Raw genomic sequence first — 24,411 nt, 5'->3', positions numbered from 1 at the left:
TTTTTTTATCCGCGATGTGCCACGTGAAACACATTGCGTCGGAACTTATACCCACAGGACGCGTTTGGTTGGTGAACACATGAATATTGGAGATCACCATGGCCAAGGACGTAACCAACACAAAAGCTCTGTCTGTCGATGACATTTCAATTCAGCTGAGCGTCTTGAAAGACGACATTGCGTCTCTGACAAGCACGATGGCAGATCTAACCAAAGCCAAAAGCGCCGAGGCCGCCTCAACGGCGAAATCCACCGCTCAGGATATAGCAAACTCCGGTCGCGATAAGGCACTAGAAGCCCAAAAAACCGCCGAAGACTTCGTACGCACTCAACCCACTGCCGCCCTGGGCATCGCTGCTGGTGTCGGGTTCATCGCCGGTCTGTTCGCGACACGTCGCTGATGTTCGAATATGTGACAGATAGGGTTGCCCTCAAGGCGACCCGAACTGCGCAAACCGCAGCGATTGGTTTCGGCGCAATGCTCTGCCTTATTGTAGGTGGGGCATTTCTTGCAGTTGCCTTTTGGCTGTTTCTGCTGACGTTCACATCGGCTTTGGTGGCGTGCCTGATTTTGGGTAGCTTGTTCTTTGGGCTCGGCTTTGTCCTGATCGCCGCCCTGTCGATCCGTGCCCGCGCAATTCGGCTTCAAAAACGCGAAGCGGCCTTGCGTGCACAAGCAATGCAACAGGCCCAAGCTACTGGCGGCGTTGGCGGAATTGCTGCGATCATTATGGCTTTCGTCAACGGACTAAACGCAGGGAAGCAAGCGCGTCACTGACGCCTTGCATCATGGTTTCATTGGTGAAAGGCCGGTCGACGACAGAAAAGACATACTGCTCGGGGAGAGCCAGACCTTGGCCGTATAAAACATAGGCAACGTTGGATTTGGGCAGATCGTAGGCAAAAAGTTCTGCCAAATCGTTCTTCGTGCCAGATATAAGCGCGACCGCTTGGGCAGAACAGCTATGCAGGTCCTGTACAAATGCCGTCAGGCTCTCGGACACAAACAGAGCAGTGCAGCCGCATGCCTGTTCAAGGATATCGACCACATCCGCCCGAACAATCGGGTCTTTATCAAAGACGAAAAAAGGAATCACAACGCGCCTTTCTGTTGACGCAAGTGTAGCAAGTTTTGTCCGGCATCGCGTTAAACTATGACATACGAGTTAGGAATTTTTTAATGGGTATCGATTGTCGTTATTGTCCGCTTCACAAAAAAGACGCCTTTGTCACGATGACACGGGAAGAGCTCGAATTCATGAAGAAATTCAAGGTTGGCGAGCTATCCGTCGATCCCGGCACCACAATCCTGATGCAAGGATCAAACTCCCCCCAACTCTATACCGTGCTTTCGGGCATGGGGATTCGCCATAGGTCGCTGGACAATGGCGAACGACAAGTCATCAATTTCGTTTTCCCGGGTGATTTCCTTGGGCTACAGGCCGGTATGCTGGGCGAAATGGGGCATAGCATTGATGCGCGCACCCATATGCGTATGTGTGTGTTCAATCGATCCGACTTCTGGACCTTTTTCCGCAGTAACCCCAATCGCGCCTTCGACATCACGTGGCTCGCTGCAATCGAGGAACATTTCCTCGGCGAGACGCTGGCCACTGTCGGTCAACGCACCGCCTTGCAGGCCGTGTCATGGGCGATGCTCAAGTTCTTTGAACGCGGTATAGGACTGGGTATGGTCACCAACAATACGATGCCCCTTCCCTTTACACAGCGCGATCTGGCGGATGCTTTGGGCCTGTCGCTGGTCCACACCAATAAAACCCTTGCAAAGCTGCGTGATCAGCAGCTTGCGTCGTGGTCCGACCAGGTGTTGCAGGTTAACGATCTGGACAGGCTCGCAGAGGTGGCCGAGACGGAACGAAGCAAACCGACCAAACGTCCGTTGATGTAGCAGTTATTCCTCTGAAAAACCGACCAGATTATCCGCAACATACGCGCCCCGGTTCCCCCGCGGCCGATCAGGCCCGATGGTGCTGTCAGGACGTGTGCGCAGTTCGACCTGTGCGTTCCACGAGGCCCCCATCAACACCAGAAAACTGCTGATCCACAGCCAGACCAGCATGGCGATGACAGCCCCGATGGACCCATAGACCTGATTATAATTCCCAAAGTTCGCCACGTAATAGCTGAATGCGATCGACACGACGGCCCATGAAAATACCGCAAAGACAGCACCCCATGTAAGCCAGCCGATCCGCGCGGCGCGACGGTTCGGTCCAAATCGATAGAGCACGCCCACACCGGCCAACAAAACTAGGATTGCGATGCTCCATCGGATGACCTCTGCCACGAAATAACCGAACACGCCCATCGGGATAAACGACAGGACGATCGGCGCAATCACCACCGTCACAAGTGCAATCAATCCGACCAGCACTAAGGTAGCAGTCAGCGTAAGCGCGCGGAAATAATGCCGTGCGGCGTTCCTGTTTCGCTCACTATAGACGCTGTTCAAACCGATCATCATCGCGCCAACGCCCGCTCGCGCCGACCACATCGCCACCAGAACAGAGACAGCACCCGCCCAGCCGAGCTTGCCAGTGCTGGTCGTCACCAAAGAAACGACCTGATCGTTCAAAATATCATAGACATCATTCGGCAGAAGGCCACGCATGTCCTCTAGCTGGGCAATTACAACGACCGGGTCCGAAATCAGGCTGAGGATCGTGACCAACGCCGCAATCGCCGGAAACAGCGACAGCATCGCATAAAACGCCACCCCCGCAGCGATCAGCGATACGTTTTTATCGGCGATATCAACCAGCGCTGCCTTCAACGCGTCCCAGTACAGCTTGAAGATGCCCACTGATTTTTCTGCCAAAAGCCCTGATCCTTGTCTCCTGCAGCCGCTACAGCTACCGCATCAATTATTCGCCTACTTGTTTTCTTCTACCTCATCGCGCACTTGACCCCAAGCGACGAGCGTAAAGATGATCGTTCCTCCGACGATGTTGCCCGCAAGCACCGGTAGGAAAAACTCGAACACCGCTGCAAACAAGCCAAGCTGACCGTCCAGGATCATCACCGCCATCTCAACCGACCCCGCAACAATATGCGCAAAGTCCCCTGCTGCGATGAGCCAAGTGAATACCAGGATCAGGAAAAAAGACGTCTCATCCGCCTGCGGCATCATCCAAACGATGAGCGCCACAATCACCCCCGCCGGTATAGCCCGCCAGAACCCCTGATAGGCCCCCATGCTGGTTGCGTGATGCGACAGGTCAAGTATCGACGACAGCACATCGGGCGAGATGGCCGGCGTCCACAGAAACAGCATCGCGGCGGCAAATGCGCCCACCACATTCGCCGTCAGTACGACCCCCCACAGACGGAACATGCACATCAGCGAATGCCAAGTCTTGGCCCGCATGATTGGCAAAACGGTGGTAATGGTGTTTTCAGTAAACAACTGCATCCGGCCCATGATCACGGCCAGAAATCCCAGCGAATAGCCCAGATTTTCGATCAGAAACCGGTGCGGCGTGTCGGGCAGATAGGTGCGAAACACCGCCTCGCCCAAAACCGACAGGCTGATCATGATACCAGCGGCGATCCCCGACCAGATCAAAGACCGCTTGCTGCGCGCCAGCTCTTCCTCGCCCTCGCGGCGGATAACCTCGTAAATCAGCTTGGGCGACAGGGCCGTCGCTTCGCTCACAGATTTCTCTTCGGCCTGCGCATCTTGCGATTTCTTGCGCGAAACCCTGCGTTGAATAAGAGGGGCCATGTCTACGCTCCTGAAAAAGGCTAAGGAATAGGGCCGAGGCCTTAAAATACCATTGTTATCCAGCCTCAAACTAGCGCAGAAACTGCATAAGCACACAAAGTAACGTAGCGGAGCGCTAGAATGTTCACCGATAATCCCAAACTCATGACAGCAATCCGCGACAGCTTTGCCCATGTAGACAACTGCCCGTTTCAGGGTCCGCGCGTGTTTTTCGAAAACGCTGGCGGCGCGCTAACGCTGAAATCTGTCGTCGATACTTCTGGCAAATTCGCGGCGATCCCTGACAACCAAGGCCGCGATAATCCGGCATCCCATGCGCTGGTCGATGTTATCAAAAAGGCTCGCGCCGACATGGCGCTGTTCTTTAACGCGCCCGACGGCCAGTTCTTTGTTGGCGAAAGCGGGACCGAGCTGTCGTTCCGGCTGATCCGCACCGCGGTCATGGGCAGCGCAGAAGGGGCCGTCATCGGGTCCACCGTCGAACACCCCGCCTCGCGCAGCGCCGCGCAACACTGGGCCGATGTCGCGGGCAAACCCTATATCAGCGTACCCCATGACAACGCCACCGGGCAGGTCACGCCCGACGCCTACGCCGCGTTGATGTCACCCGAGGTGCGCGTCGCTACGATTTTGCACACCTCGCCAGTTACAGGAATTGCCAACGATGTGGCGGGCATCAGCGCCGCGATCCGCGCCGTCTCTCCCGACGCCTTTATCTTTGTTGATGGCATCCAGCACGCCAGCCACGGCCATATCGACATCGCCAGCTACGACATCGACGGCTATGTGATCTCGCCCTACAAACTGTTCTCGCGCCACGGCTATGGCATCGCATGGGCCTCCGATCGCCTATCCGCGCTGCCGATTGAAACACTGGCAAACGGTCCCGCTGGCAACTGGGAAATGGGTACCCGAGACACGGGGGCCTATGCGACATTTTCGGATGTGGTGCGTTATTTTGACTGGCTGGGGACGCAAGTATCCGACGCCAGCGATCCGCGCGCACGTATCGAAGCCGCCGCGGCTGCAATCCACGCGCATGAACATCAGCTTACCAACGCGCTGATGTTCGGTACAGGCAACCTTGCCGGTCTTGCTGATCTCGCGGGTGTCACCATCCTTGGCGGAACAGACAACCCCGACCGCGAGGGGTTGGTATCGTTCACGCTCGACACGCTGCCCGCTGCGGATATCGTGTCAAAGCTCAACGCCCAAGGGATCCGGACCCACGTGCGCAAGGCCGATCACTATTCTGGCAACATCCTAACCCCGCTGGGGCTGGATGCTGCGGTACGCGTGTCTCTGTGCCATTACAATTCGATGGACGAAGTCCGCGCCCTGCTCACCGCGATGAAGGACATCGCTGCATAAACGCCCGGTCGCGGCTTCATTTTGCAAAATAAACTCAAATCCGACAGGAGAACAGCAAACTCTGCTTGCCATATATGAACGACCGTTCAAACATGGCGTCATGACAAGCACACTCTCTACCGCCATTATCGCCAAGCGTGACGACCTGATCGCTCTGACCCAAGATTTGATCCGCATCCCGACGCTGAACCCGCCGGGGCAGGACTATCGTTTGATCTGCGAATACCTCGATACCCGTCTGCGCAAGCACGGGTTCGAGACGCAGCTGATCCGCGCCTTTGGCACCCCCGGCGACAGCGAGAAATACCCCCGCTGGAACATCATCGCCCGTCGCGAAGGACGCAGGGCCGGCGAATGCGTGCATTTTAACAGCCATACCGACGTGGTCGAGGTGGGCGCTGGTTGGACGTTCGACCCATTCGGGGCGGAAATCTCGGATGGCAAGATCTATGGCCGAGGCACCTGCGATATGAAGGGTGGGCTGGCGGCCTCAATTATCGCGGCGGAAGCCTTTATCGAACAACATCCCGACTTTAGCGGGGCCATCGAAATCTCTGGCACGGCGGATGAGGAATCCGGCGGCTATGGTGGCGTCGCCTATCTGGCAGAACACGGGCATTTCAACCCCGACCGCGTGCAGCATGTGATCATCCCCGAGCCGTTGCAAAAAGACCGTATCTGTCTGGGTCACCGCGGCGGCTGGTGGGCCGAGATCGAAACCAAGGGCGAAATCGCCCACGGCTCGATGCCGTTTCTAGGCGACTGCGCCGTGCGCCACATGGGCGCGGTGCTGTCCGAGTTCGAAAACAAGCTTTTCCCCGCCATGGCCGCCCGCCACACCGATATGCCCGTGGTGCCCGAAGGGGCGCGTAGTTCGACGATGAACATAAATTCTATCCACGGCGGGCAAAAGGAAAACGATGCGGACTTTGACGGGCTACCGGCGCATTGCGTCCCCGACAGCTGCCGCATCACCATCGACCGGCGGTTTCTGCTGGAAGAGCCACTGGATCAGGTGCGCGGCGAAGTGCGTGCGCTGCTGGAAGGGCTACGCGAAACACGGGTCGATTTTGACTATGAACTGACAGAGCTGAACTCTGTCCTGCCGTCGATGACCGACCGTGATGCCCCTGTCGTAAAGACCGTCGCCGACGCGATTGAAAGTATCATGGGCAAAGCGCCCGAATACGTCGCGTCTCCGGGATCATATGACCAGAAACACATCGACCGTATTGGCAAGCTCAAGAACTGCATCGCCTATGGCCCGGGCCTGCTGGAGCTGGCGCATAAACCTGACGAATACATCGGCATCGACGATATGGTCGACAGTGCCTGCGTTATGGGTGCCGCGCTAGAGACGCTCCTGCTCCCGAAAGAATAACGTCAGCCCGCGCCGTCACACGTCGGAAAATGCGTGTGGCGCTGCGATGGCTAGCCCGTCGACGATTGCTGTCATCGCAGCCCCTCGATGCACCTCGGCCTGAGGGAAGGCGTCGCGCATGGCGCGGTCGATGACCCCCATCAGGCTCGACCCGCCGACAAAGATCAGCTTGGTCACGGCGTCGGTCTTCACATCTGCCTGCGCCGCTAGATCGGTCGCCACCTGAGCAACCTCTGCCGACATTCCCGACAGGGTCGCCGCCATCATCGCCTGCGGCAACGGCACCGTCAGCCCGCGCTCAACAATCTTGAGGTCGATCTGTGGCAGGGCGCGGGCACCGGGATCATTGGCGGCAATTTTTCCAGCCTCGACGGCAAAGGCCATGTCGTGGCCAAGCTCGTCTTCCAAGACGCGAGCAAGCCGGTTTAACAGCTTCGGCTCTACCGCGTATTTCACCAGATCCTCGACCGCGCGGCGTTGTTCGCGGGTATAAAGGAACGGGATTTTCTGCCACGTCGCCAGATCGGCAAATACGGCATGCGGAGCCGCGTGGGTTTCATCACCGAACACATGCTTGATCTGGCCGCCCATCCCCAGATGCGGCATCACGTGCTGAAGGCTCAGTTCGCGATCAAAATCTGTACCGCCGATCCGAACGCCTTTGCTCGCAAGAATATGAATGCCGACGTCACCTTGCTGCCGGAAAAGGGTAAAGTCAGAGGTACCGCCGCCAATATCGACGATCAGCCCCAGATCGCCAGGCGCTAACACAGCGCGGTTGGCCAGTGCTGCCGCCTCTGGTTCGGGCATAAAACGGACGTCTTTGAATCCGGCTTGGGTATAGCATTCGGTCAGATCCACCAACGCCTGCGCATCCCGCGCGGGATCGGCGCTATGGAACATCACGGGCCGCCCGGACAGCGCCCGATCAAAACTCTGGCCCGTCGCGCTCTCTGCTTTTGCTTTCAACTCCGCTAGAAAGCTCGCCACAATGGCGATGAAATCCATGCGCTTGCCCAACAAAACACGGCTTTCCCGCATCAAGGGCGTCCCCAGCAGACTTTTGAGCGCGCGCATATACCGCCCGTCCTCGCCGCCGATCAGCGCCTTTTGGGCGCCGCGCCCGTAAATGATACGCTTTTCCTCATTATCGAAAAACAGCGCGGTCGGCAGCGTGTTCTGCCCCGCCTCGACGTTGATTAGGTGCGGCACGCCGTCTATCGCATAGCCGGCGGCAGAGTTCGACGTCCCGAAATCAATACCCAAAGTGGTAGATATCGTAGCCATGGTGCGCCCCTGCAAAACCTCAAAAAACGGCGCATAAACCGCAGACAGGCAAGGCACAACCGATAATCGTTTAGCGAACCCGACGCTGGTCAAACCTGACAGAACTGGTTAACATTTTTTATTATTTCTAACAGGAGGCGTTCATGGCCCATCTTCGCAAACTTATCATAGGCACCTGCGCTGCCGCGCTGATGGCCAGTGGCGTCGCTGCGAAAAGCGATATCACCGTCGCGATGCAGCTAGAACCACCGCATCTGGACCCGACCAGCGCTGCGGCGGGGGCTATTGATTCTGTGCTTTATTCCAACGTTTTCGAAGGCTTGACGCGGTTTATGGGGGACGGATCGATCGTACCCGGACTTGCGCAATCTTGGGAAATCTCTGACGACGGCCTAACCTATACGTTCAAGTTGCAAAGCGGTGTGACCTTTCACGACGGCACGACGATGGACGCCGCCGACGTTAAATTTTCACTTGATCGGATCAATGCCGAAGACAGCGCAAATGCACAAAAAGCGCTGTTCGCCGCGATTTCCGAGGTGACCATCGTCGACCCCTCCACCGTTGAGATCAAACTGTCAGAGCCGGATGGAAACCTGTTGTTCAACCTCGCATGGGGCGACGCGGTGATTGTGGCTCCCGAAAGCATCGACAACATCAAACAGCTGCCCATCGGGACCGGCGCGTTCAAATTCACCAGCTGGACCCAGGGCGACAATATCCGCATTGAAAAGAACCCGAATTATTGGGGGACACCGGCTGCGCTGGACATGGCCACGTTCAAATTCATCTCTGACCCGACCGCCGCATTCGCGTCGATGATGGCGGAAGATGTCGACGTTTTCGTCAGCTTCCCCGCGCCTGAAAACCTGCCGCAGTTCGAAGCGGACCCCCGGTTTCAAGTGCTTGTCGGCTCATCCGAGGGCGAGACAATTCTGGCGATGAACAACAAACAGCCTCCGTTTGATAATCCGAAGGTCCGCGAAGCGGTAGCGCACGCCATTGACCGACAAGCCATCATCGACGGGGCAATGTTCGGATATGGCACGCCCATCGGCACACATTTCGCGCCCCACAATCCAGCCTACGTCGACCAAACCGCGCTGAGCATGTATGACGTCGACAAATCCAAAGCGCTACTGGCCGAAGCCGGCTTTGCCAATGGGTTTGAAACCACACTGGATCTGCCGCCCCCTTCGTATGCCCGCCGCGGCGGGGAAATCATCGCCGCGCAACTCGCCGAGGTCGGTATCACCGCCAAGATCAACAACGTAGAGTGGGCCCAGTGGCTGGAAACAGTGTTCAAGGGCAAGAATTTTGGTCTGACCATCGTTAGCCACACCGAGCCGATGGACATCGGCGTCTATGCCAACCCCGACTATTACTTTCAGTACGACAATCCCGACTTCCAAACGTTAATGGCCAAGTTGAACACAACGACAGACCCCGACATGCGCAACGATGTCCTGGGCGAGGCACAAACCATGATCTCTCAGGATTACGTCAACGGGTTCCTCTTCCAGCTTGCTTCGCTCTCTGTCGCTAAGGCGGGACTAACCGGGCTTTGGCGCAACGCACCGACACAGGCTGTCGATCTGACCGGAGTGGCCTGGACGGACTGATATAACAGCTAGGGTGTTCTAGGGAGCATTGGGCACAGCATGCGGTGCCCAATGCTCTACACCATGTGAAAAAGATCATCTATTCCCCACCTGTGCTGTTCCATTTCCGCGCGAGGGCAACGTCCGAACCTTAGCCGCAACCCGCGCCGGATATGGCTGCCCTAGGACTTCCTCTGTCGGGCCGAACCGTTTCATGCGCCCGTCAGATAGGATTAATACCTTATTCAAAGCCGAAATTGCGCAAGGCTGACGCGCTGTAATCACCACCGTGCAGCTTTTGTTCCGCATTTGGCGTGTGACGTCGTGCACGATCTCCTCGACATCAGGGCAGCGGCAAAGGGAGCGGCGAGGATCATCCAACACGATGAGCGCAGGGTCGTAAACTAAGGTCCGTGCCAAGCCGATTTTCTGTAGGTGCGCTTGGCTCAGAACCGATTGCTCCCCCCTCCCTAGGAATGTCGAATACCCGTCGGGGAGCGCCATAATTTCATCATGCACCCGCGCAAGCTTGGCCGCGCTGATAACCTGCGCATCTGTGGCTTCGGCGCGGAACCTCGAGATGTTGTCAAAGATCGTAGCCGGCAAAAGCTCTACCATCTCTGGCAGGTAGCCGATGGCAGGACCGATCTGGGAAGACGGCCAGAGGCTCAGTTTGACCGCATCAAAACGAACCTCACCGGCGGTCGGCTGCGAAATACCTACCAAGAGCTTCGCCAACGCGCTCTTCCCTGCGTCGAGGCCTCCCAGAATACACAGGCCATCCCCTGGTTGCAGGTCGAACGAGATGTCCTGTAGGCTATATTGTGAACCGTCCCCCCGCGGAGGGGCTGGTGTCTGAGAAACAGATGAAACCGATATGCGCCCTCTCGGCGCAGGGAGTTCAACCGTTTCGAGTGTCGGCGCATAGTGTTCAAAATAGGTATGTAGCTGTCGATGTGCGGCCCAACCGCCAGCGATTAGCCGCCAGCCACCGGTGATTTGGTCAATGGGTGCCAGCACGCGCCCCGCCAAGATGGATGCCGCCATAATCATTCCGGCGGAAATTTTTCCCTGAATTACCAAAACAGCACCCACCGTGAGGATCGCCGATTGCAACATCAGGCGAAACGTTTTGCTGAAGGCTGCCAATGCATCAGGGGCAGAATGCAACCGTTGGTGCCAAACCAGGCTGCTGCGCTGCAGTCCAAGCCAATATGCCGCAAGATCATCTTGCATACGCATGGCGCGCAAGGGCTCGGCCAGTCGGCGGCTTTGATACGACATATCAGTGAGAATATTGTCTTGAGCGACAGAGGCGATACCTGTCCTACGCGTCAACCAGCGGCCGAACACCACCATACCACAGGCCAACGCAGCCGCCGCGAGGACCATTGTCCCCAACCATGGATGGATGAGATACAGCGCCATCAGGAATATCGGTACAAACGGCATATCACACACACTCACGAATGCGGGGCTGGACAACAGTCGCCTGAGGTGAACCAATTGCTGCAGAGGCGGCTGCTCCCCTCCCTCGTGCGCGCGGCTATGATTTTGAACGCTGATCCAATCACTAAAGCATGCAGCCCCAAGCGTCATATCCAAGCGCACTGAAATGCGCGCCAAAAGCCGTTGCCTCGTGAGATCAAATAGACCCAGAAAACAGTATATAAGCAGCACTATCCCGAATAATCCAAGCAGGGTCACAATAGACCCGCTAGGCAAAACACGGTCGTATATCTGGATCATATAGATAGACCCAGTCAGCATCAAAAGGTTGACCAATCCACTGATCGCAACGAGCAGCCCGATCCCACCTGCCTGAGCCTTTAAGGCGATATCATAGATATTCTGCGTGGGCACGTTACCTATAACCCCCAATACAAATCGGTCATTTTTGGCCGGCAATTGTTCGCGACCCTGTATCAGAGCTAAAGAAATCTCCTTACTAAACTGCAAAAATCGGCGACCGCAAAACGTCTTGTTAGGTCAAATTGGATATTCATCGTGCGGCGAGGTAGGTGCCTCGTCCAACATCCAAAGGCCCGCCCCGAATACGAAAAAGACGAAACCGTAGATGGCACCCCAAATATGCACCGTCGTCAGTGATAGGCTTAGGCCAACGAAGCATAAAACCCAGCCACATCGCATCTGTCGCAATGTTGGGTCCCCCTGAAAATTTTTACGGCCAACCCGCCAAAGTGCGAGCCCATAGCCGACGGACAGAAAAACAAACGCTGGCAGCCCAAAACGCATTGCGATGAAAAGCCAAAAATTGTCGATACTTGTGGTGTGCATCCAGATCGGTTTAAGCCAATCATGCAGCCCGATCCCTGTCATCGGCGCACTCCAAATGTTGACCATGCCCCATTGAAAAATCGCCGATCTCCAATAGGCACTTTGAGCCGAAAATGTGGCGTAGCTCATGAAAACTTGGATCGGTGTGCGGTTAGAGAGCAGATCAACGAGAATGTAGAGGGCCACCACACCGACCGATAGCACAAGCCACTTTTGCGCGAGTCTTCGACACAAGAAGCCCCATAATATCAGACCTATCTGCACGAGAGCGGCGAGAAGTGCGCCGCTGGAAAGAGACAGAAAGCAACTGGCGCAGATCACTGCCAGTATCATCACCCGCAACCCAAAACTGTGCTGCCGCGCCAGACCGACAAAATATAGCGACGTGGCAATGGTGCAAAACAATCCCCAATGAATGGGATGCTCGAAAGCGAGCTGAACGCGCTCCAATCCCATCCGGCGATCGATCGAAAGGTCAGGCGGCGTAGACAGACCTGTCATTTGCCAAAGCTGGATCGGAACCGAGGTGCCGTTTTGGGATTCGATCACTGCGAGGGGAAAGCAGAGCACAATCAACGTCGTCAGAATTTTTATTAAGGCGGCAAAACTATGTCTGTCTCGGACATAGGCACGTCCGATTAAGTACCCCCCTAGAAACTCAACCCCGATGGACCCTGCGTTTTCCGTCGCTAGCATGGGATTATTAATCATCAGGGAGAGCCCCACCCACAAAAAATGTAGCAGGAACAAAATATCCGTTAGTTGGATGCGCCCGAAATGCCCACAAAACAAACGCACAGCAAGCGGTACGATGACGCAAGCCAGAAGGATTCTGGTGCCGGTTAGATAGACCGATCCGATGCTGAACCCCGCGGGCAGCAGCAGCAAAAGCATATACACAAGCACTACCATTGAGACAGGAGGGCTTCGGCGCATCAGGCGTCGTTTTGCCGCGCAGCACGGTACGGGCGTATATCGGTATTCTAAGTCCAAATCATAGCTGTCCTCTCACAAGCAGAATCGACGTTTTAGCGACCGTGGAGGCTAAACTTTAATATTACGTAAAAATTAAACGTGCCCCCGCCTGCTTGGTGCCAAAAGCAACACTATGGCATCGCTGATATACGTCACAGCTTGAGCAAACTGATCGCAAGAGGCTGGCTATGCAAATGACACTCGGTGTGGGGATGAGATTGGGGCAAACTGGGACAGGGTCGCATGCCCTAAACTCTTTGCCCGCTGCAGAAATTTTGGCTGATGGCTGGCAGGCGCTACAGAGCGACATGTCGGATTATTCGAACGCGCTTGAACCACAAGGATTATTGGTTTCTCGCCCGGGATTTGACCGGTTCGCCATGCCCACCGTAGTTGAAACAACAGTCTATCTCACCGGCCGGGTCAGGCAGCCCTATCCTGATCAATCAAATTTTACGGACAACTCGGTCGCTTGTTCAGAATTTGTTTACGCCGGCGATAGTATTAAAGGTGCATCTAATCACAGCATGCGGCCAGCGCCCCAGCCAATTGCGATGTGGTTGAACCATGATCGCGAACGCGTCGTCAGCGCTGCACATGAGCTACGTATCGCCATTGCGCACGCCCATGCCCGGGACGGGCAGCCTGTCGCTGCCGTTAAGTTTATCGTGAAAGATGCCGTTGGGAATGAGGTGACCCAGCTAGCAACAACGCAAAGCAGTTTGAAGTTTGAGGCGTCAGGTCTGCACATCCCGCATTTTGCGGCCACTGTTGACCTATCCAGCCTTGCTCAGGGGGGGCTGCTGACGGTGGACGCCACTATCTATCCTTGGGTGGGGGATGCCTTTACACTTTCAACAGGCACCGATCCCTATCCGTCCCCGAACCTAACGACACTACGCCTGCTGAATGACACGAACGGAGGATATGGAACCTTTTATGCACTGGTAAACTCGGCAACGGGCGATGACGCCACGGGTCAGGCGGCGACAGCTCGGGCAGATGCCGCGACATCGCCCTTTGCGACCATCCTTGCAGCGGCCGGGGCGATAAAAAACCTGAATGCTGCGTACCACGGTCGGGTAGATGACGCCGGCGGCGGTGTTATTCTGTTGGCCGAAGGGGTCCATAGGCTTACCCCTTTCAAAACCGCGGGTCACTCGGTCGATATCCCTTTGTGCGTTGAGGCTTCTGATCCTGCCAAACGTGATACCACGGTCCTGACGGATAATGGCGTCAATCGGTTCAACGGGATTCCAACGCGGCTTAGGTTGCGTGACCTAACTTTGCGAAAGGGCGGGCCGAACTCCGTCTTTCTAGACAGCGGAGCGGCGTCGGCTGAAAATCTGTTGATCGCGGAAAATTGCGTTTGGGATGCGAATGGAATGGGAAGTTATGGGGCTTGGGTCTATCGCGTCGGACGTTTTGTGCAAATCAACTGCACAGTCTACGAAGGAAATGACCCCCGTCAGGGAAACTCTTTTTCGACAGAGGCAATCATGGTCAACGCGATCGGCTGCAAGGGCTGCGCCGGCACCATTACGTATAATGCAGTAGGCTGTTGTGACCTTGACGAATTTACGCTTCGTGCGCCGGTCGGCGACCGGCCTGCGATGGTTGGGACCTTCCTAGGTTGGAATAAGTTTAGCAACGGCAGCGCAACAAACGCTATTGTCGCCATAAGCACCGAAATCGGCCAACGCGGTTTTGCATTCGTCGGGAATATAATCGAAAGCTGGGGCACGTCTACCAATGCCGCGTTGAAGCTGAATGCAGATAGCGATGAAAATCCAGTGCAGAATATTGTCTTTCACAACAATACCATCGCGGGAGAACGCGCAAATTTGCTGTATCTGGATGGTGCGGTGAACGTCCCTAAGTCGGGCTCCTTCCGTAATAATTTATTTCACCGCATAAACATAAAAAGCGACGTATTTTCCGCTCGCGCATCAAACATCGGAAACTGGCCCGCACGGTACAAGGTCGGGTGGGCGAACAATGTGGCAATCGCCGGATCAAGCAATGAACCCGGGTATGGCGCGTCATCATGGTTGGGGGAGTTCCCTTCGGTTCGGGAGGTTGCTCATATCGCAACACCTTGGGCCAATGATCGCTCTCACAGTGGGGACAATACCGGCGGGGGCAAATACGCGCCCGCTGCGTCATCTTCGCTCCCCAAGATTGCGCCTGAAAACATGCCCTATGCGAGCGATCTGTTTGGCAACACGCCGGTGGCCGAAGGCGCCTTTATCGGAGCTGTGTTTTCTACCGCCTGAGCTGCGGGCCGCGCTGACCGCCTTTCGGCCAAAGGTCAGCGCGGGGCCTTCGACCAAATGCCAGGATAGAATGGCGCAGATCAAGGTTAACGGGAGCGCCATGGCTATGTTTGCACCCGGCGTCATGTCGCCCCACAGCCATACGGTAAAACCCTGTAGGGGCATCGCGTAAACATATATGCCGTATGAATAATCGCCGACTTTATTGAATATAAGCAGAGGGGGAACCGTGCAGTAGCCGGCCCAGAGACTGCTGTAGGTCACAGTTAATGCCAACATCGGAAAAGCAAGAACTGTGCCTTGTGTGGCCCATGCGAGCCCAATTGATGCGAGTACGATCGGCCACCACAAGAAGATATGTGCGCGCCAGATCCAGCATGCTGCGCCAATCACAAAAGGGAACGAAAGCAACTGCGTCTGCTGTATCCGCGGATGGACGAACTCTTGGAGCGATGGCATGGCGACCCAGCTTAGAAGGTAAAGCACCGCCAGCCCCGCCATCACAGACTTTCGCTGCAGTACCCCCGCGAGGCCAATCAGCAGGATCAACGCATAGCAGGCGACCTCATGCGCAAGGGTCCAGATGGACCCTTCAACGGCAGGGTAAGGGTTGTCGCAAAACACGCCAGGCAACGTGTACTGTGGCTTGAAAATTAGGATATTTTGGACAACGAACCGCGCCGTATCCGGGTGGGAAAAGTAGCTTGCGAGGTCAAGCGTGCTGACCAGCGGGCCGATGATTAACGCAACGAACAGGATCGATACAGCCAACCCCGGCAAAAGACGGGACGCGCGTGCCAAAATGAAGGAAAAAGCAGATGCCTGCCGTACATAGCTGCCCCCGATAAAGAAGCCGGAAAGGCCAAAGAATACAAAAACCGCGAGCTCCCCCAGTGAGTACCCAAGCGCGTTTCTCAACGGTTCTACCGTACCCCGCCCAAGGGCGAGCGGCCACGCATGAGAGACCAGCACCGCCCCTGCCGCGAGAAAGCGGATCAGGTTAAAATGGTTATCGCGCCCGACGGCAAGGTCGGACAATCTTGGCCGTTTGATGCTTGCCGTCATGAGAATGGGTTAAGAATTTTTCGACCACAGCCTGACATGCAGACCGTTATTATTGCCCAAACAACCCGGGACCGCAGGAGGCTCCATCCCATCATCTATTCCTTTTCTAGGTAAAATTTTGCGTATCCCGATCAACGCCATTGCCATCCACGCGATCAGCATTGTGAAGCCCGCAATCCGGTAGCCAGGAGGATCGTCATGCGTAAGAACCGCCCAAATCAGCGTCCCAGCCAACCAGATCAATGGTGCCCAGAGCGGGCGCAGCGGCACATGTTGCACCCGATTCATCCATAGCAGCGCAATCACCATCCCAGCGCCTTCGCCCAGCGCCGCGATTTGCACCACGCGGACCAAGCTTGCGACCTGTATGACGATCCATGCGGCAAGGGGCAGAAACGCGATACGCAAAAGATCGGTCATCAGCTCGGTTTTGCGAAACCCCTTGCCCAGCGCCACAATCGCGCAACCGCCTTTGACAACCCGTAGGGCCTGCGCCACCGACAGAAGTGTGAGCAGCGGTAGGGCCGCGCGGTATGTGTCGTCCAATACGTACTGCACGAATGGCGCACCAAGCAGGCTGACCAACGCCACCATCACGCCCGCAAGTACGATATGGCCGCGGAGTGTGTTAACCGCGCACGCCGCAAACGCATTGGGCCCGCCACAAGCCGTCAGGCGCGGCAGGAAAAAGCTCATCGTGCTGCGCATCAGGACCAGCGACGGCACCAGCGTCAGGGATACCGCCATGGAGAAAAGGGCCAATGGCTCTAGCCCCAAAAACCGGCCGACGATGGCACGTTCTCCGTTGAACACCAGAAACATCACTGCGCCGCTGGCCATTAGGGGCCACCCGAACTGCAAACTGTGCAGCGTGATCGCGAGGTTGAGCCGCAGCCGGTAGGGGCGCTTTGCGACAGCATGGGACACGAGGGAGCCCAGCGCCATATGAACCAAAAGCGCACCGAGCATGATCCGGAAATCATCGAAAAGAACCGCCAGCGGCACAACCGCAATCAGCGACCCAAGCGGGGGGGCCAGAGCGATCCATACTGCTGCGCGATGTTTGTGCTGGCGGGTCTGGCGGTAAACATCAAGGTGCACCCCCCCCTGCATCAGTGGCACCACTGCCAACAGTTGAAACGCCCAGACCAGATGCGAAAGCCCGAAGGCATCGGCCATAGGAGAGGCGAGCACCAAGAGCACCACCGCCCCGAACACACCACGCATCATCGCCACACCGTGCAGAGCGCTGTGATAGTTTGGGTCATCCCCATGTGGCGAGTTTACAATTTGTTGCTGGAATCCGAGCGCGGTCAGCATCTCTATCAATGTCAGTGAGAGAACAAGGCTCGCGCCGATGCCGAAATTCTCTAGGTTGATGAGGTGCGAGATAAGCACCGTTCGCAGTAGTAAAATTCCGGCAGCGCAGGCGTTACCCGACAGAAGAAAGCTGAAGGCGCGGATCATTGCCCCTCGCGTCGGACTTGGGGGAACGTCACGGCAGGTCAAAACGGTTCCACCGTTGCAACAGCCGGTTCGGGTCGTTTCCATACAGCAGATGCAACATGCGCTTGGCGCGATATAGTCGAACAGAGGCTAGACCGATGAACGCCATCACCCGATTACGCCTACCGTTGATCCGGGCGCTGGTAAAAATCTGCGGCACGGCACCAAGAGGCGAGGCGATGAGCAGCAGAGACTTAGCCGCCCACCAGATCTTGTCCCTGTGCCGGCTGCATCGCACCCAATCATGGGCAAGCTGTCGGTCCCATTTCGCTTGCAACCCTGAAGCCGTGTGGGGCGGATGATGGACAATCAACTCGGGCGCAAAAGCCATGCGATGCCCCGCGGCTGTGGCACGCTGCCCCCAGTCGCGATCCTCGGCAAAGCGCAGCCCCTTGAACGGCCCGACTGCGTGAAACACCTTGCGATGCACGATCAGATTCCCTGTCCCCGTAAACCCCTGACGCGCGATGTAGTGGTCCATTCGGTAGGCAAAGATTACTTGGTAGGCTGTCGTGGCGTCCATCTTGTAGCCCGCCCCACACGCGATGCGAACATCCCCGCCGAGGATCGTATCGGGGTCCCGCTGCAGGCGTTGCGCGGCGCGCTCTAGCCAGTGGGGGTCGGGCTGGCAATCTGCGTCCAAAAAGGCAAGAACCGCACCCTGCGCCCGTGCCGCGCCAAGATTACGGGCAGGGCCGGGGCCGGGGATCGTCTGCTTGATCAGGGATACCCATGGGTAATCGTTAACAATCTCTTTCGGCGATCGGACAGAGCCATTGTCGACGACGATCACCTCGGCCGGTTCAATCGTGCCCCCCGCAAGCGCAGCGAGGCAGCGTGCAAGGGCATCGGGTTGGTTTAGATGTGGAATCACAACAGTGATGCTGGGCAAGGCGGGCGCGGTGTTCATCCCCCTTTAAGAACGGAAGAAAGTAAAGATTTCGCTAAGGCTGGTGGGGGATCAGCCGCGAAACCCACGCCGGAGCTGGCTGCTGATAGGTTCGGCCAGATAGCTGAGCACGGTTCGGTCACCTGTTTTCAAGAATGCTTCGATCGGCATGCCGGGTACCAGACGGGCAGAGGCGGGCAGCCGGCTAAGCTCGGTGCTAGGGATTTCGAGGCTGACCCGGTAGAAACTTTCGCCGGTGTTCGGATCAATCACCACCTTCGGAGAGATACCCCGCACGGTACCGGTCAAGCGCGGCGTCGTGTGCGGATCAAACGCAGAAAGCACAATGGTGGCGGACTGGTCATAGCGCACCAGATTGATAGAGCGCGGATCGACACGCACCTCGAATTCGAACATCTCGCGTTGCGGCACAATATCCATCAAGGTTGCGCCTGCTGCCACGACCCCCCCGACCGTTGTCGCGCGAAGCTCATGTACCATCCCATCTGCAGGCGCGCGAATGACGATACGGTCCATTTGTGCCTGGCGGGTGATGGTGGCCAGGACAAGCTGTTGTACTGCGGCGTTCACTTCGCGCAGTTCAAGCGCAACCTCTTCCTGAAAGCGACGGTCCGCTTGCAGGCTTTCAAGTTTGAGCGTCCCGCGCTGATGGATCAATTGGGCGAGCTCTGCCCGACGGGCGGCCAGATCACCGCGCAATCCCGCCTGAGAGGACTGCAACTGTGACAGCCGCACCTGCGGTGCCAACCCTTTTGCAACCAAGACCGACAGGCTGGCCAACTCATCGGTAAGGATCGCAAGCTGCTGTTCTGAAGCAAGAATCTGCCCGTTGATGCCAGTGACCTGCATGTCGACAGCGTCAAGATTGTTGGCGATACGATCAAGCATACCAGCACGCATCTGGGCGCGCGCTTTAAATATCGCGCCCTGCCCTGCGCGCGATTGGGCCATATCTAGCGGGCGAATGTTACCGGGCAACTCTATCGTGTCGAACCCCGGCACAGCGCTGCCATCACGCTCTGCTTCGAGCCGGGCACGCAGCCCGATCGCATCGGCGAGGCGGGCGCGGGCCATGCGCAGATCGATTTGCAAGGCAGCCGCGTCAAACCGCACGAGCACCTGACCCGCCTTTACGATATCGCCGCTCTGAACCGCCAGTTCTGCCAGCACGCCGCCATCGACCGTCTGGATCACCTTGGGTTTGCCTGCCACATCAATCTGACCCGTCGCAATCACTGCCCCCGCAATCTGCGTCGTCGCGGCCCACCCTCCGAGCACCCCCACCAAGCAGAAGATTGCCGCAGTCACGCCGGCGGTTAGGTGCCAAAGGCCCGTCTTGGGAGAGTTAGTTTCAGGATGTTGCATGGTAGGCTCCTTGTGGTGACAGGCCCAACGTGGATGTCGAGGCTGTCCTACATCATGGGCTGCGACTTAGGGCCCGACGGCGGCGTACTTGCGGCGGGAATGTGACGGCAGATGTGCGGTCAGAGGTTCGGGCAAAAGGAAGGAGTAGCAGCGATTTGGCTTAGCATAGCCATGAAGTTCGCCCGTTTTCGTGTAGAATTTATATGCAAAATATAATATTTTCAAATAGTTATTCGATTTCTCGCCGGGACCATGTCAGCAAGGCAGACCAGCCTTGCCCGGCAGGATGTTGCCCTATTCTTTGTCCAATCCGGTCATATCGCCAAGCACCGCGCATTTTAGGCGAATTTTAGGCGTTAGGCTCGGCACGTACGCTCGCGGCGCGGTTCGGTATCATTGTTGCCTATTTCGGTTTAATCCACGCCTCATGGACGCATTGCTCCATATCTATCCAAGACCTCCCTCGGTTCACTTGCTCGCCAGAACCCCGACACGGTCGGCATCGATACCACGCGTGAGCAAACCCGCAGCTCGGCCTAAGGCCTGATATACGTATGCCAGACACGCAAAAGGCGGGCGCATCACTGCACCCGCCTTGGAAAATACCCTAAGGGGCTATGTTTTATTTGTCGCCTGGCAGACCAGCAGCGGCTTCGCCGACTGTTGCGTCAAGGTTCTGGTTACATACAACCAAGAAGCTTTCCATCGCGGCTTCGTCCATTGGCTCAGCCGTCATGTTGGATTCGGCGGTGTTGCCACCGGTTGCTGCGTTAGCCGAGTTTTCATCAACGATTGAGTCTTTCTCAGCTTCGTCATCTGTTGCTTCGGCAGCCGTTACGGTTGTTGTTGTGTCTTCGTCACGCTCGCTACCACCGATCGAGCCGCCGTTGTCACCATCGTCGATCTCTGCGATCGCGGCCGATGCCACCATCATTTGATCGTCTTTCGACAGTTCATTGAATTCAGCGCAGGTCATCAGAGGGCTGGCGTGTGCTGCTGCGAAGGCCGGGGCGGATACTGTACCCATAAGGGCAGCGATGGCGAGTGTTTTAAATGTATTGGTCATTGATAAGCTCCTAATTTCTCGTTTCTGGTTGACTAACCCCGTGAAGCGCGAATTGGTTCCGTAGTTGGAGATCCAATCGCTTCACCAAAAAGAGAGCGCGCGGTAACCCGTTCGCCTTAAAAAGGTTTTTCTGCGCTGGACGCTGTTGATTTGCACGCCTACCTTCGGCCTCATGATCCGGTATCTGCTCAAACGTTTGCTCTCGCTTTGTATCAGCCTGGCTGTTGCATCGCTGGTGATCTTTACCGTTATCGAAATTGCCCCCGGTGATCCGGCCTCCTTTATGCTGGGGATGAACGCACAGCCTGAAACCCTTGCCGCGCTGCGCAGTGAGCTTGGGCTCGATGTATCGAAACCGGCACGCTATCTTGCGTGGGTCGGTGGGCTGCTGCAGGGAGATTTCGGCACCTCCTACACCTACCGCACCCCGGTCTCCGACATGATTGCCGCGCGACTTTGGGTATCCCTGCCGCTGGCGCTCTATGCACTTGGGCTGTCGACGCTGATCGCGTTTCCAGCGGGTATCTATGCGGCGGCGCGGCGCGGCAAAGCAGGCGATGTCGGTGTCATGGGAGCCACGCAGCTGGGTGTCGCGGTGCCGAATTTCTGGTTCGCGATGATCCTCGTGCTGATCTTTGCGATCAATCTGCGCTGGTTTTCCGCCGGTGGCTTTATTGGCTGGGATCAGGGCGTGCTGACGGGGCTGCATGGGCTGACCCTGCCCGCCATCGCACTCGCCCTCCCCCAAGCTGCAATTCTAGCGCGGGTCATGCGGTCTGCACTGCTTGATGTCTTGGGCGAAGATTACATGCGCACCGCCCGCGCCAAGGGGCTGAGCGAACGGCAGGCGCTGTGGCGTCACGGGTTGCGCAATGCGCTGATCCCGGTGCTGACGATCATCGGCCTGCAATTCTCGTTTTTGCTGGCGGGGTCGATCATCATTGAACAAGTGTTCTATCTGCCGGGGCTCGGACGGCTGGTGTTTCAATCTATCTCGGCGCGGGATCTGATCGTGGTTGAATCTGTGGTCATGCTGCTCGTGTTTTCGGTCATTCTGGTGAACTTCCTAGTGGACCTGGCCTATGCCGCCGTTGATCCTCGTCTTAGGGCGCGCGCATGAATCGGAACCTGATCCTTGGCGCGCTGCTTACATCCGTCTTTCTGTTGTCGGCAGTTGTGTCCTTTGTCTGGACGCCGTTTTCGCACACGGGGATGGATATCCCGAACAAACTGCAAGGGGTGGGCGGGGCGCACCTTCTGGGGACCGATCACTTTGGCCGCGATATCCTAAGCATGATTATGGTCGGGGCGCGCACCTCTATCGCGGTGGCGCTGGTGGCTGTGGGGATCGGAATGGGGCTTGGCGTGCCGCTTGGCCTTTGGGCGGCGGCCAAACGCGGGTCACTGGTGGATGAAATCATCATGCGCGGGAATGATCTGGTCTTTGCCTTCCCCTCGTTGGTGATCGCAATCCTGATCACGGCGATCTTCGGGGCCAGCGCGATCAATGCCATCATCGCCATCGGTATTTTCAACATCCCCGTCTTTGCCCGCATCACCCGCGGTGCCGCGCTCAGTCTGTGGGAGCGTGAGTTCATTCTCGCCGCGCGGGTCGCTGGCAAATCCGCGGCGCGGATCTCGGTCGAACATATCCTGCCCAATGTCACAAATCTGCTGATCGTGCAGGGCACGATCCAGTTCAGCCTTGGTATTCTGGCCGAGGCAGGGCTGTCCTATGTCGGGCTTGGTGCGCAACCGCCGACACCTTCCTGGGGCCGCATGCTGGCCGACGCGCAAACCATGGTCAGCATCGCGCCGCATATGGCGCTGGTGCCCGGCTTTGCGATTATCCTGACGGTGCTGGGGCTGAACCTGATGGGCGACGGGCTGCGCGATGCACTGGACCCACGGCTGCGGGTGACCCGTAAATGACCTTGCTGAGTATCACCAACCTGTCGCTGGCGATCCACCGGTTCGACATCCTGCATGATGTCACCCTGTCCGTCGATGCTGGAGAGATCGTGGCCGTGACCGGCGAAAGCGGCTCCGGCAAATCCATGACCGCCCTTGCCGCCATGCAGTTGCTGCCCAAAGGCACCCTTGCGCGCGGCCATATCATGCTGGGCGACCAAGACCTGCTGACCCTGCCTGAGCCCGAGCTGTGCGCAATCCGCGGCAATGACATCGGCATGGTGTTTCAGGAACCGATGACCGCGCTAAACCCCGTGCAGACCATCGGACATCAGGTCGCCGAAACCATTCGCATCCATGACAAAACCGTGTCTCGCCAAGCCGCAGCCAAGCGGGCGGCCGAAACGCTGGAAAGGGTCGGCCTGCCCAACGATCGCTTTCCGCTGGCCCGCTACCCCCACGAGCTATCCGGCGGGCAAAGACAACGGGTGGTCATCGCCATGGCCATCGCGCTGCGCCCCCGTCTGCTGATTGCAGATGAACCAACCACCGCGCTGGATGTAACGACGCAGGCGCAGATCCTTGATCTACTGAAATCACTGGCGCGGGACGACGGTATGGGGCTGTTGATGATCACCCATGATCTGGCTGTGGTAGCTGATATGGCGGATCGGATCGTCGTGATGCGTAAAGGCGAGATCGTCGAACAGGGTGCCACGCAGACCTTGCTGCAAACCATGCGCCACCCCTATACGCGGATGCTTTTTACCGCCTCGAACCACAGCGTGACGCTGCCGCCAGCCCCGGCGCCGCACCCCCTGCTGAGCGTGCAAAACGTCTGCCGCGACTACGCGCTGCCACGCAAGACGCTGTTCGGCAAACCGGGGCGTTTCCGCGCGGTGGATGATGTTTCATTTACGCTGCAACGGGGCGAACGTCTGGGCCTCGTGGGCGAAAGCGGATGCGGTAAATCGACCCTGACAAGGGCGCTTTTGGGTCTAGAGCCCGTGCAATCGGGCAGCATCACACTCGACGGCACTGCGGTCTATAGCGGCACCAAACCCAACCTTGATGTGCGCCGCAAGATGCAGGTGGTGTTTCAAGACCCGTTCGGTAGCTTCAACCCGCGCCACCGTGTCGACCGGCTGATCACCGAACCTTTCCACCTGCTGCCAGCCCCCCCAAGCGGCAGCGCCCGAACCGACGCCATCGCCGATGCATTGACCGCCGTGGGCCTGTCCCCCGATGATGCGACCAAATATATCCATGAATTCTCGGGCGGCCAGCGCCAGCGGATCGCCATTGCCCGTGCGTTGATTATCCGCCCTGACCTGATCCTCTTTGACGAAGCGGTCAGCGCTCTGGACGTTTCTGTGCGGGCGCAAATTCTTGATCTGCTGGCAGAGCTGTGCAGCGCCTATGACCTGACTTACCTGTTCATTTCCCATGACCTGTCTGTGGTGCGCACGATCACGGATCGCGTGCTGGTGATGAAATCCGGCCAGATCGTCGAACAAGGTGCCACCGCCGATGTTTTCGACCACCCTCAGCACCCCTACACTCAAAAACTCCTCGCCGCCGCGCCACGTTTGCCGGACCTGTGATGCCCCAGCTTCATTTTGCCAAATAAACTCCCCGCGGCGCGTCCCGCACC

General features: G+C 57.2%; 21 protein-coding genes. 10 read left to right on the top strand and 11 right to left on the bottom strand.

The annotated features are described in order from the left end of the window. Positions 1–98: 98 nt before the first annotated feature. Both E5180_RS12700 and E5180_RS12695 read left to right on the top strand, forming a co-directional pair. Positions 99–401 carry a DUF883 family protein gene (locus tag E5180_RS12700; protein ID WP_254700478.1) on the top strand — a complete coding sequence of 101 codons (303 nt, stop codon included), beginning with the start codon at positions 99–101 and terminating at the stop codon, positions 399–401. Positions 402–412: 11 nt separating this feature from the next. Beyond that, the gene (locus tag E5180_RS12695) at positions 413–778 is read left to right on the top strand and encodes a hypothetical protein (protein ID WP_254700477.1); all 366 of its coding nucleotides are present in this window, start codon (positions 413–415) and stop codon (positions 776–778) included. On the opposite strand, the gene E5180_RS12690 is transcribed toward E5180_RS12695, so the two are convergent. Next, the gene (locus E5180_RS12690; protein ID WP_138924698.1) at positions 741–1,097 is read right to left on the bottom strand and encodes a hypothetical protein; all 357 of its coding nucleotides are present in this window, start codon (positions 1,095–1,097) and stop codon (positions 741–743) included. The two genes, E5180_RS12695 and E5180_RS12690, sit on opposite strands and share 38 nt — an antisense overlap. Before the next feature lie 83 nt (positions 1,098–1,180). On the opposite strand from E5180_RS12690, the gene E5180_RS12685 reads away from it, so the two are divergent. Continuing rightward, positions 1,181–1,909, top strand: coding sequence for a Crp/Fnr family transcriptional regulator (locus E5180_RS12685; protein ID WP_138924697.1), 729 nt, complete (start codon positions 1,181–1,183; stop codon positions 1,907–1,909). Between the two features lie 3 nt (positions 1,910–1,912). Here the strand turns inward: E5180_RS12685 and E5180_RS12680 are convergent, their stop codons facing one another. After that, positions 1,913–2,839 (bottom strand): YihY/virulence factor BrkB family protein, encoded by a 927-nt coding sequence (locus tag E5180_RS12680; RefSeq protein ID WP_254700476.1) that lies wholly within the window; start codon positions 2,837–2,839, stop codon positions 1,913–1,915. A gap of 54 nt (positions 2,840–2,893) precedes the next feature. After that, entirely contained in the window at positions 2,894–3,745 is an 852-nt protein-coding gene (locus tag E5180_RS12675) for a formate/nitrite transporter family protein (RefSeq protein WP_138924696.1), read from the bottom strand. Between the two features lie 120 nt (positions 3,746–3,865). On the opposite strand from E5180_RS12675, the gene E5180_RS12670 reads away from it, so the two are divergent. Both E5180_RS12670 and E5180_RS12665 read left to right on the top strand, forming a co-directional pair. After that, a complete protein-coding gene (locus tag E5180_RS12670; protein ID WP_138924695.1) occupies positions 3,866–5,116 on the top strand; it encodes an aminotransferase class V-fold PLP-dependent enzyme in 1,251 nt (416 codons plus the stop codon). Positions 5,117–5,216: 100 nt separating this feature from the next. Continuing rightward, entirely contained in the window at positions 5,217–6,497 is a 1,281-nt protein-coding gene (locus E5180_RS12665; protein ID WP_138924694.1) for an acetylornithine deacetylase/succinyl-diaminopimelate desuccinylase family protein, read from the top strand. A gap of 15 nt (positions 6,498–6,512) precedes the next feature. Here E5180_RS12665 and E5180_RS12660 read toward each other — a convergent pair whose 3' ends face one another. Next, positions 6,513–7,784, bottom strand: coding sequence for an Hsp70 family protein (locus E5180_RS12660; RefSeq protein WP_138924693.1), 1,272 nt, complete (start codon positions 7,782–7,784; stop codon positions 6,513–6,515). Between the two features lie 143 nt (positions 7,785–7,927). Between E5180_RS12660 and E5180_RS12655 the strand changes: the two genes are divergently transcribed. Beyond that, positions 7,928–9,406: an ABC transporter substrate-binding protein gene (locus E5180_RS12655; RefSeq protein WP_138924692.1), complete on the top strand. Its 1,479-nt coding sequence runs from the start codon at positions 7,928–7,930 to the stop codon at positions 9,404–9,406. Positions 9,407–9,481: 75 nt separating this feature from the next. Here E5180_RS12655 and E5180_RS12650 read toward each other — a convergent pair whose 3' ends face one another. Beyond that, positions 9,482–11,344: a type I secretion system permease/ATPase gene (locus tag E5180_RS12650; RefSeq protein ID WP_254700475.1), complete on the bottom strand. Its 1,863-nt coding sequence runs from the start codon at positions 11,342–11,344 to the stop codon at positions 9,482–9,484. Between the two features lie 30 nt (positions 11,345–11,374). Beyond that, the gene (locus E5180_RS12645) at positions 11,375–12,577 is read right to left on the bottom strand and encodes an O-antigen ligase family protein (RefSeq protein ID WP_254700474.1); all 1,203 of its coding nucleotides are present in this window, start codon (positions 12,575–12,577) and stop codon (positions 11,375–11,377) included. Positions 12,578–12,915: 338 nt separating this feature from the next. Here E5180_RS12645 and E5180_RS12640 point away from each other — a divergent pair, with 338 nt between their 5' ends. Continuing rightward, positions 12,916–14,934: a hypothetical protein gene (locus E5180_RS12640; protein ID WP_254700473.1), complete on the top strand. Its 2,019-nt coding sequence runs from the start codon at positions 12,916–12,918 to the stop codon at positions 14,932–14,934. Here the strand turns inward: E5180_RS12640 and E5180_RS12635 are convergent. From E5180_RS12635 to E5180_RS12615, 5 genes are all read right to left on the bottom strand, one after another. Continuing rightward, positions 14,821–15,852 (bottom strand): acyltransferase family protein, encoded by a 1,032-nt coding sequence (locus E5180_RS12635; protein WP_368074012.1) that lies wholly within the window; start codon positions 15,850–15,852, stop codon positions 14,821–14,823. The genes E5180_RS12640 and E5180_RS12635 overlap by 114 nt on opposite strands. Before the next feature lie 156 nt (positions 15,853–16,008). After that, positions 16,009–17,466 carry an oligosaccharide flippase family protein gene (locus E5180_RS12630; protein WP_138924689.1) on the bottom strand — a complete coding sequence of 486 codons (1,458 nt, stop codon included), beginning with the start codon at positions 17,464–17,466 and terminating at the stop codon, positions 16,009–16,011. A 28-nt stretch (positions 17,467–17,494) separates the two neighbouring features. Continuing rightward, positions 17,495–18,415: a glycosyltransferase family 2 protein gene (locus tag E5180_RS12625; protein WP_138924688.1), complete on the bottom strand. Its 921-nt coding sequence runs from the start codon at positions 18,413–18,415 to the stop codon at positions 17,495–17,497. A gap of 51 nt (positions 18,416–18,466) precedes the next feature. Beyond that, on the bottom strand, positions 18,467–19,780 hold the full coding sequence (locus E5180_RS12620) for an HlyD family type I secretion periplasmic adaptor subunit (protein ID WP_138924687.1): 1,314 nt from the start codon (positions 19,778–19,780) through the stop codon (positions 18,467–18,469). A gap of 622 nt (positions 19,781–20,402) precedes the next feature. Then, a complete protein-coding gene (locus E5180_RS12615; protein WP_138924686.1) occupies positions 20,403–20,846 on the bottom strand; it encodes a hypothetical protein in 444 nt (147 codons plus the stop codon). A gap of 172 nt (positions 20,847–21,018) precedes the next feature. Between E5180_RS12615 and E5180_RS12610 the strand changes: the two genes are divergently transcribed. The 3 genes from E5180_RS12610 to E5180_RS12600 are packed head-to-tail and all read left to right on the top strand — an operon-like array spanning position 21,019 to position 24,361. Beyond that, on the top strand, positions 21,019–21,966 hold the full coding sequence (locus E5180_RS12610; protein WP_138924685.1) for an ABC transporter permease: 948 nt from the start codon (positions 21,019–21,021) through the stop codon (positions 21,964–21,966). Then, a complete protein-coding gene (locus tag E5180_RS12605) occupies positions 21,963–22,778 on the top strand; it encodes an ABC transporter permease (protein ID WP_138924684.1) in 816 nt (271 codons plus the stop codon). The genes E5180_RS12610 and E5180_RS12605 overlap by 4 nt, the downstream gene beginning before the upstream one ends. Further along, positions 22,775–24,361, top strand: a complete 1,587-nt coding sequence (locus E5180_RS12600) for an ABC transporter ATP-binding protein (protein ID WP_138924683.1) — start codon at positions 22,775–22,777, stop codon at positions 24,359–24,361. Before E5180_RS12605 ends, E5180_RS12600 begins: the two co-directional genes overlap by 4 nt. Positions 24,362–24,411 lie beyond the last annotated feature (50 nt).

The sequence above is a fragment of the Sulfitobacter sp. BSw21498 genome, from assembly GCF_006064855.1.
Classification (GTDB): Bacteria; Pseudomonadota; Alphaproteobacteria; order Rhodobacterales; family Rhodobacteraceae; genus Sulfitobacter.
The sequence above is the reverse complement of the archived record's forward strand: the minus strand, read 5'-3'. Positions and strand labels throughout refer to the sequence as shown.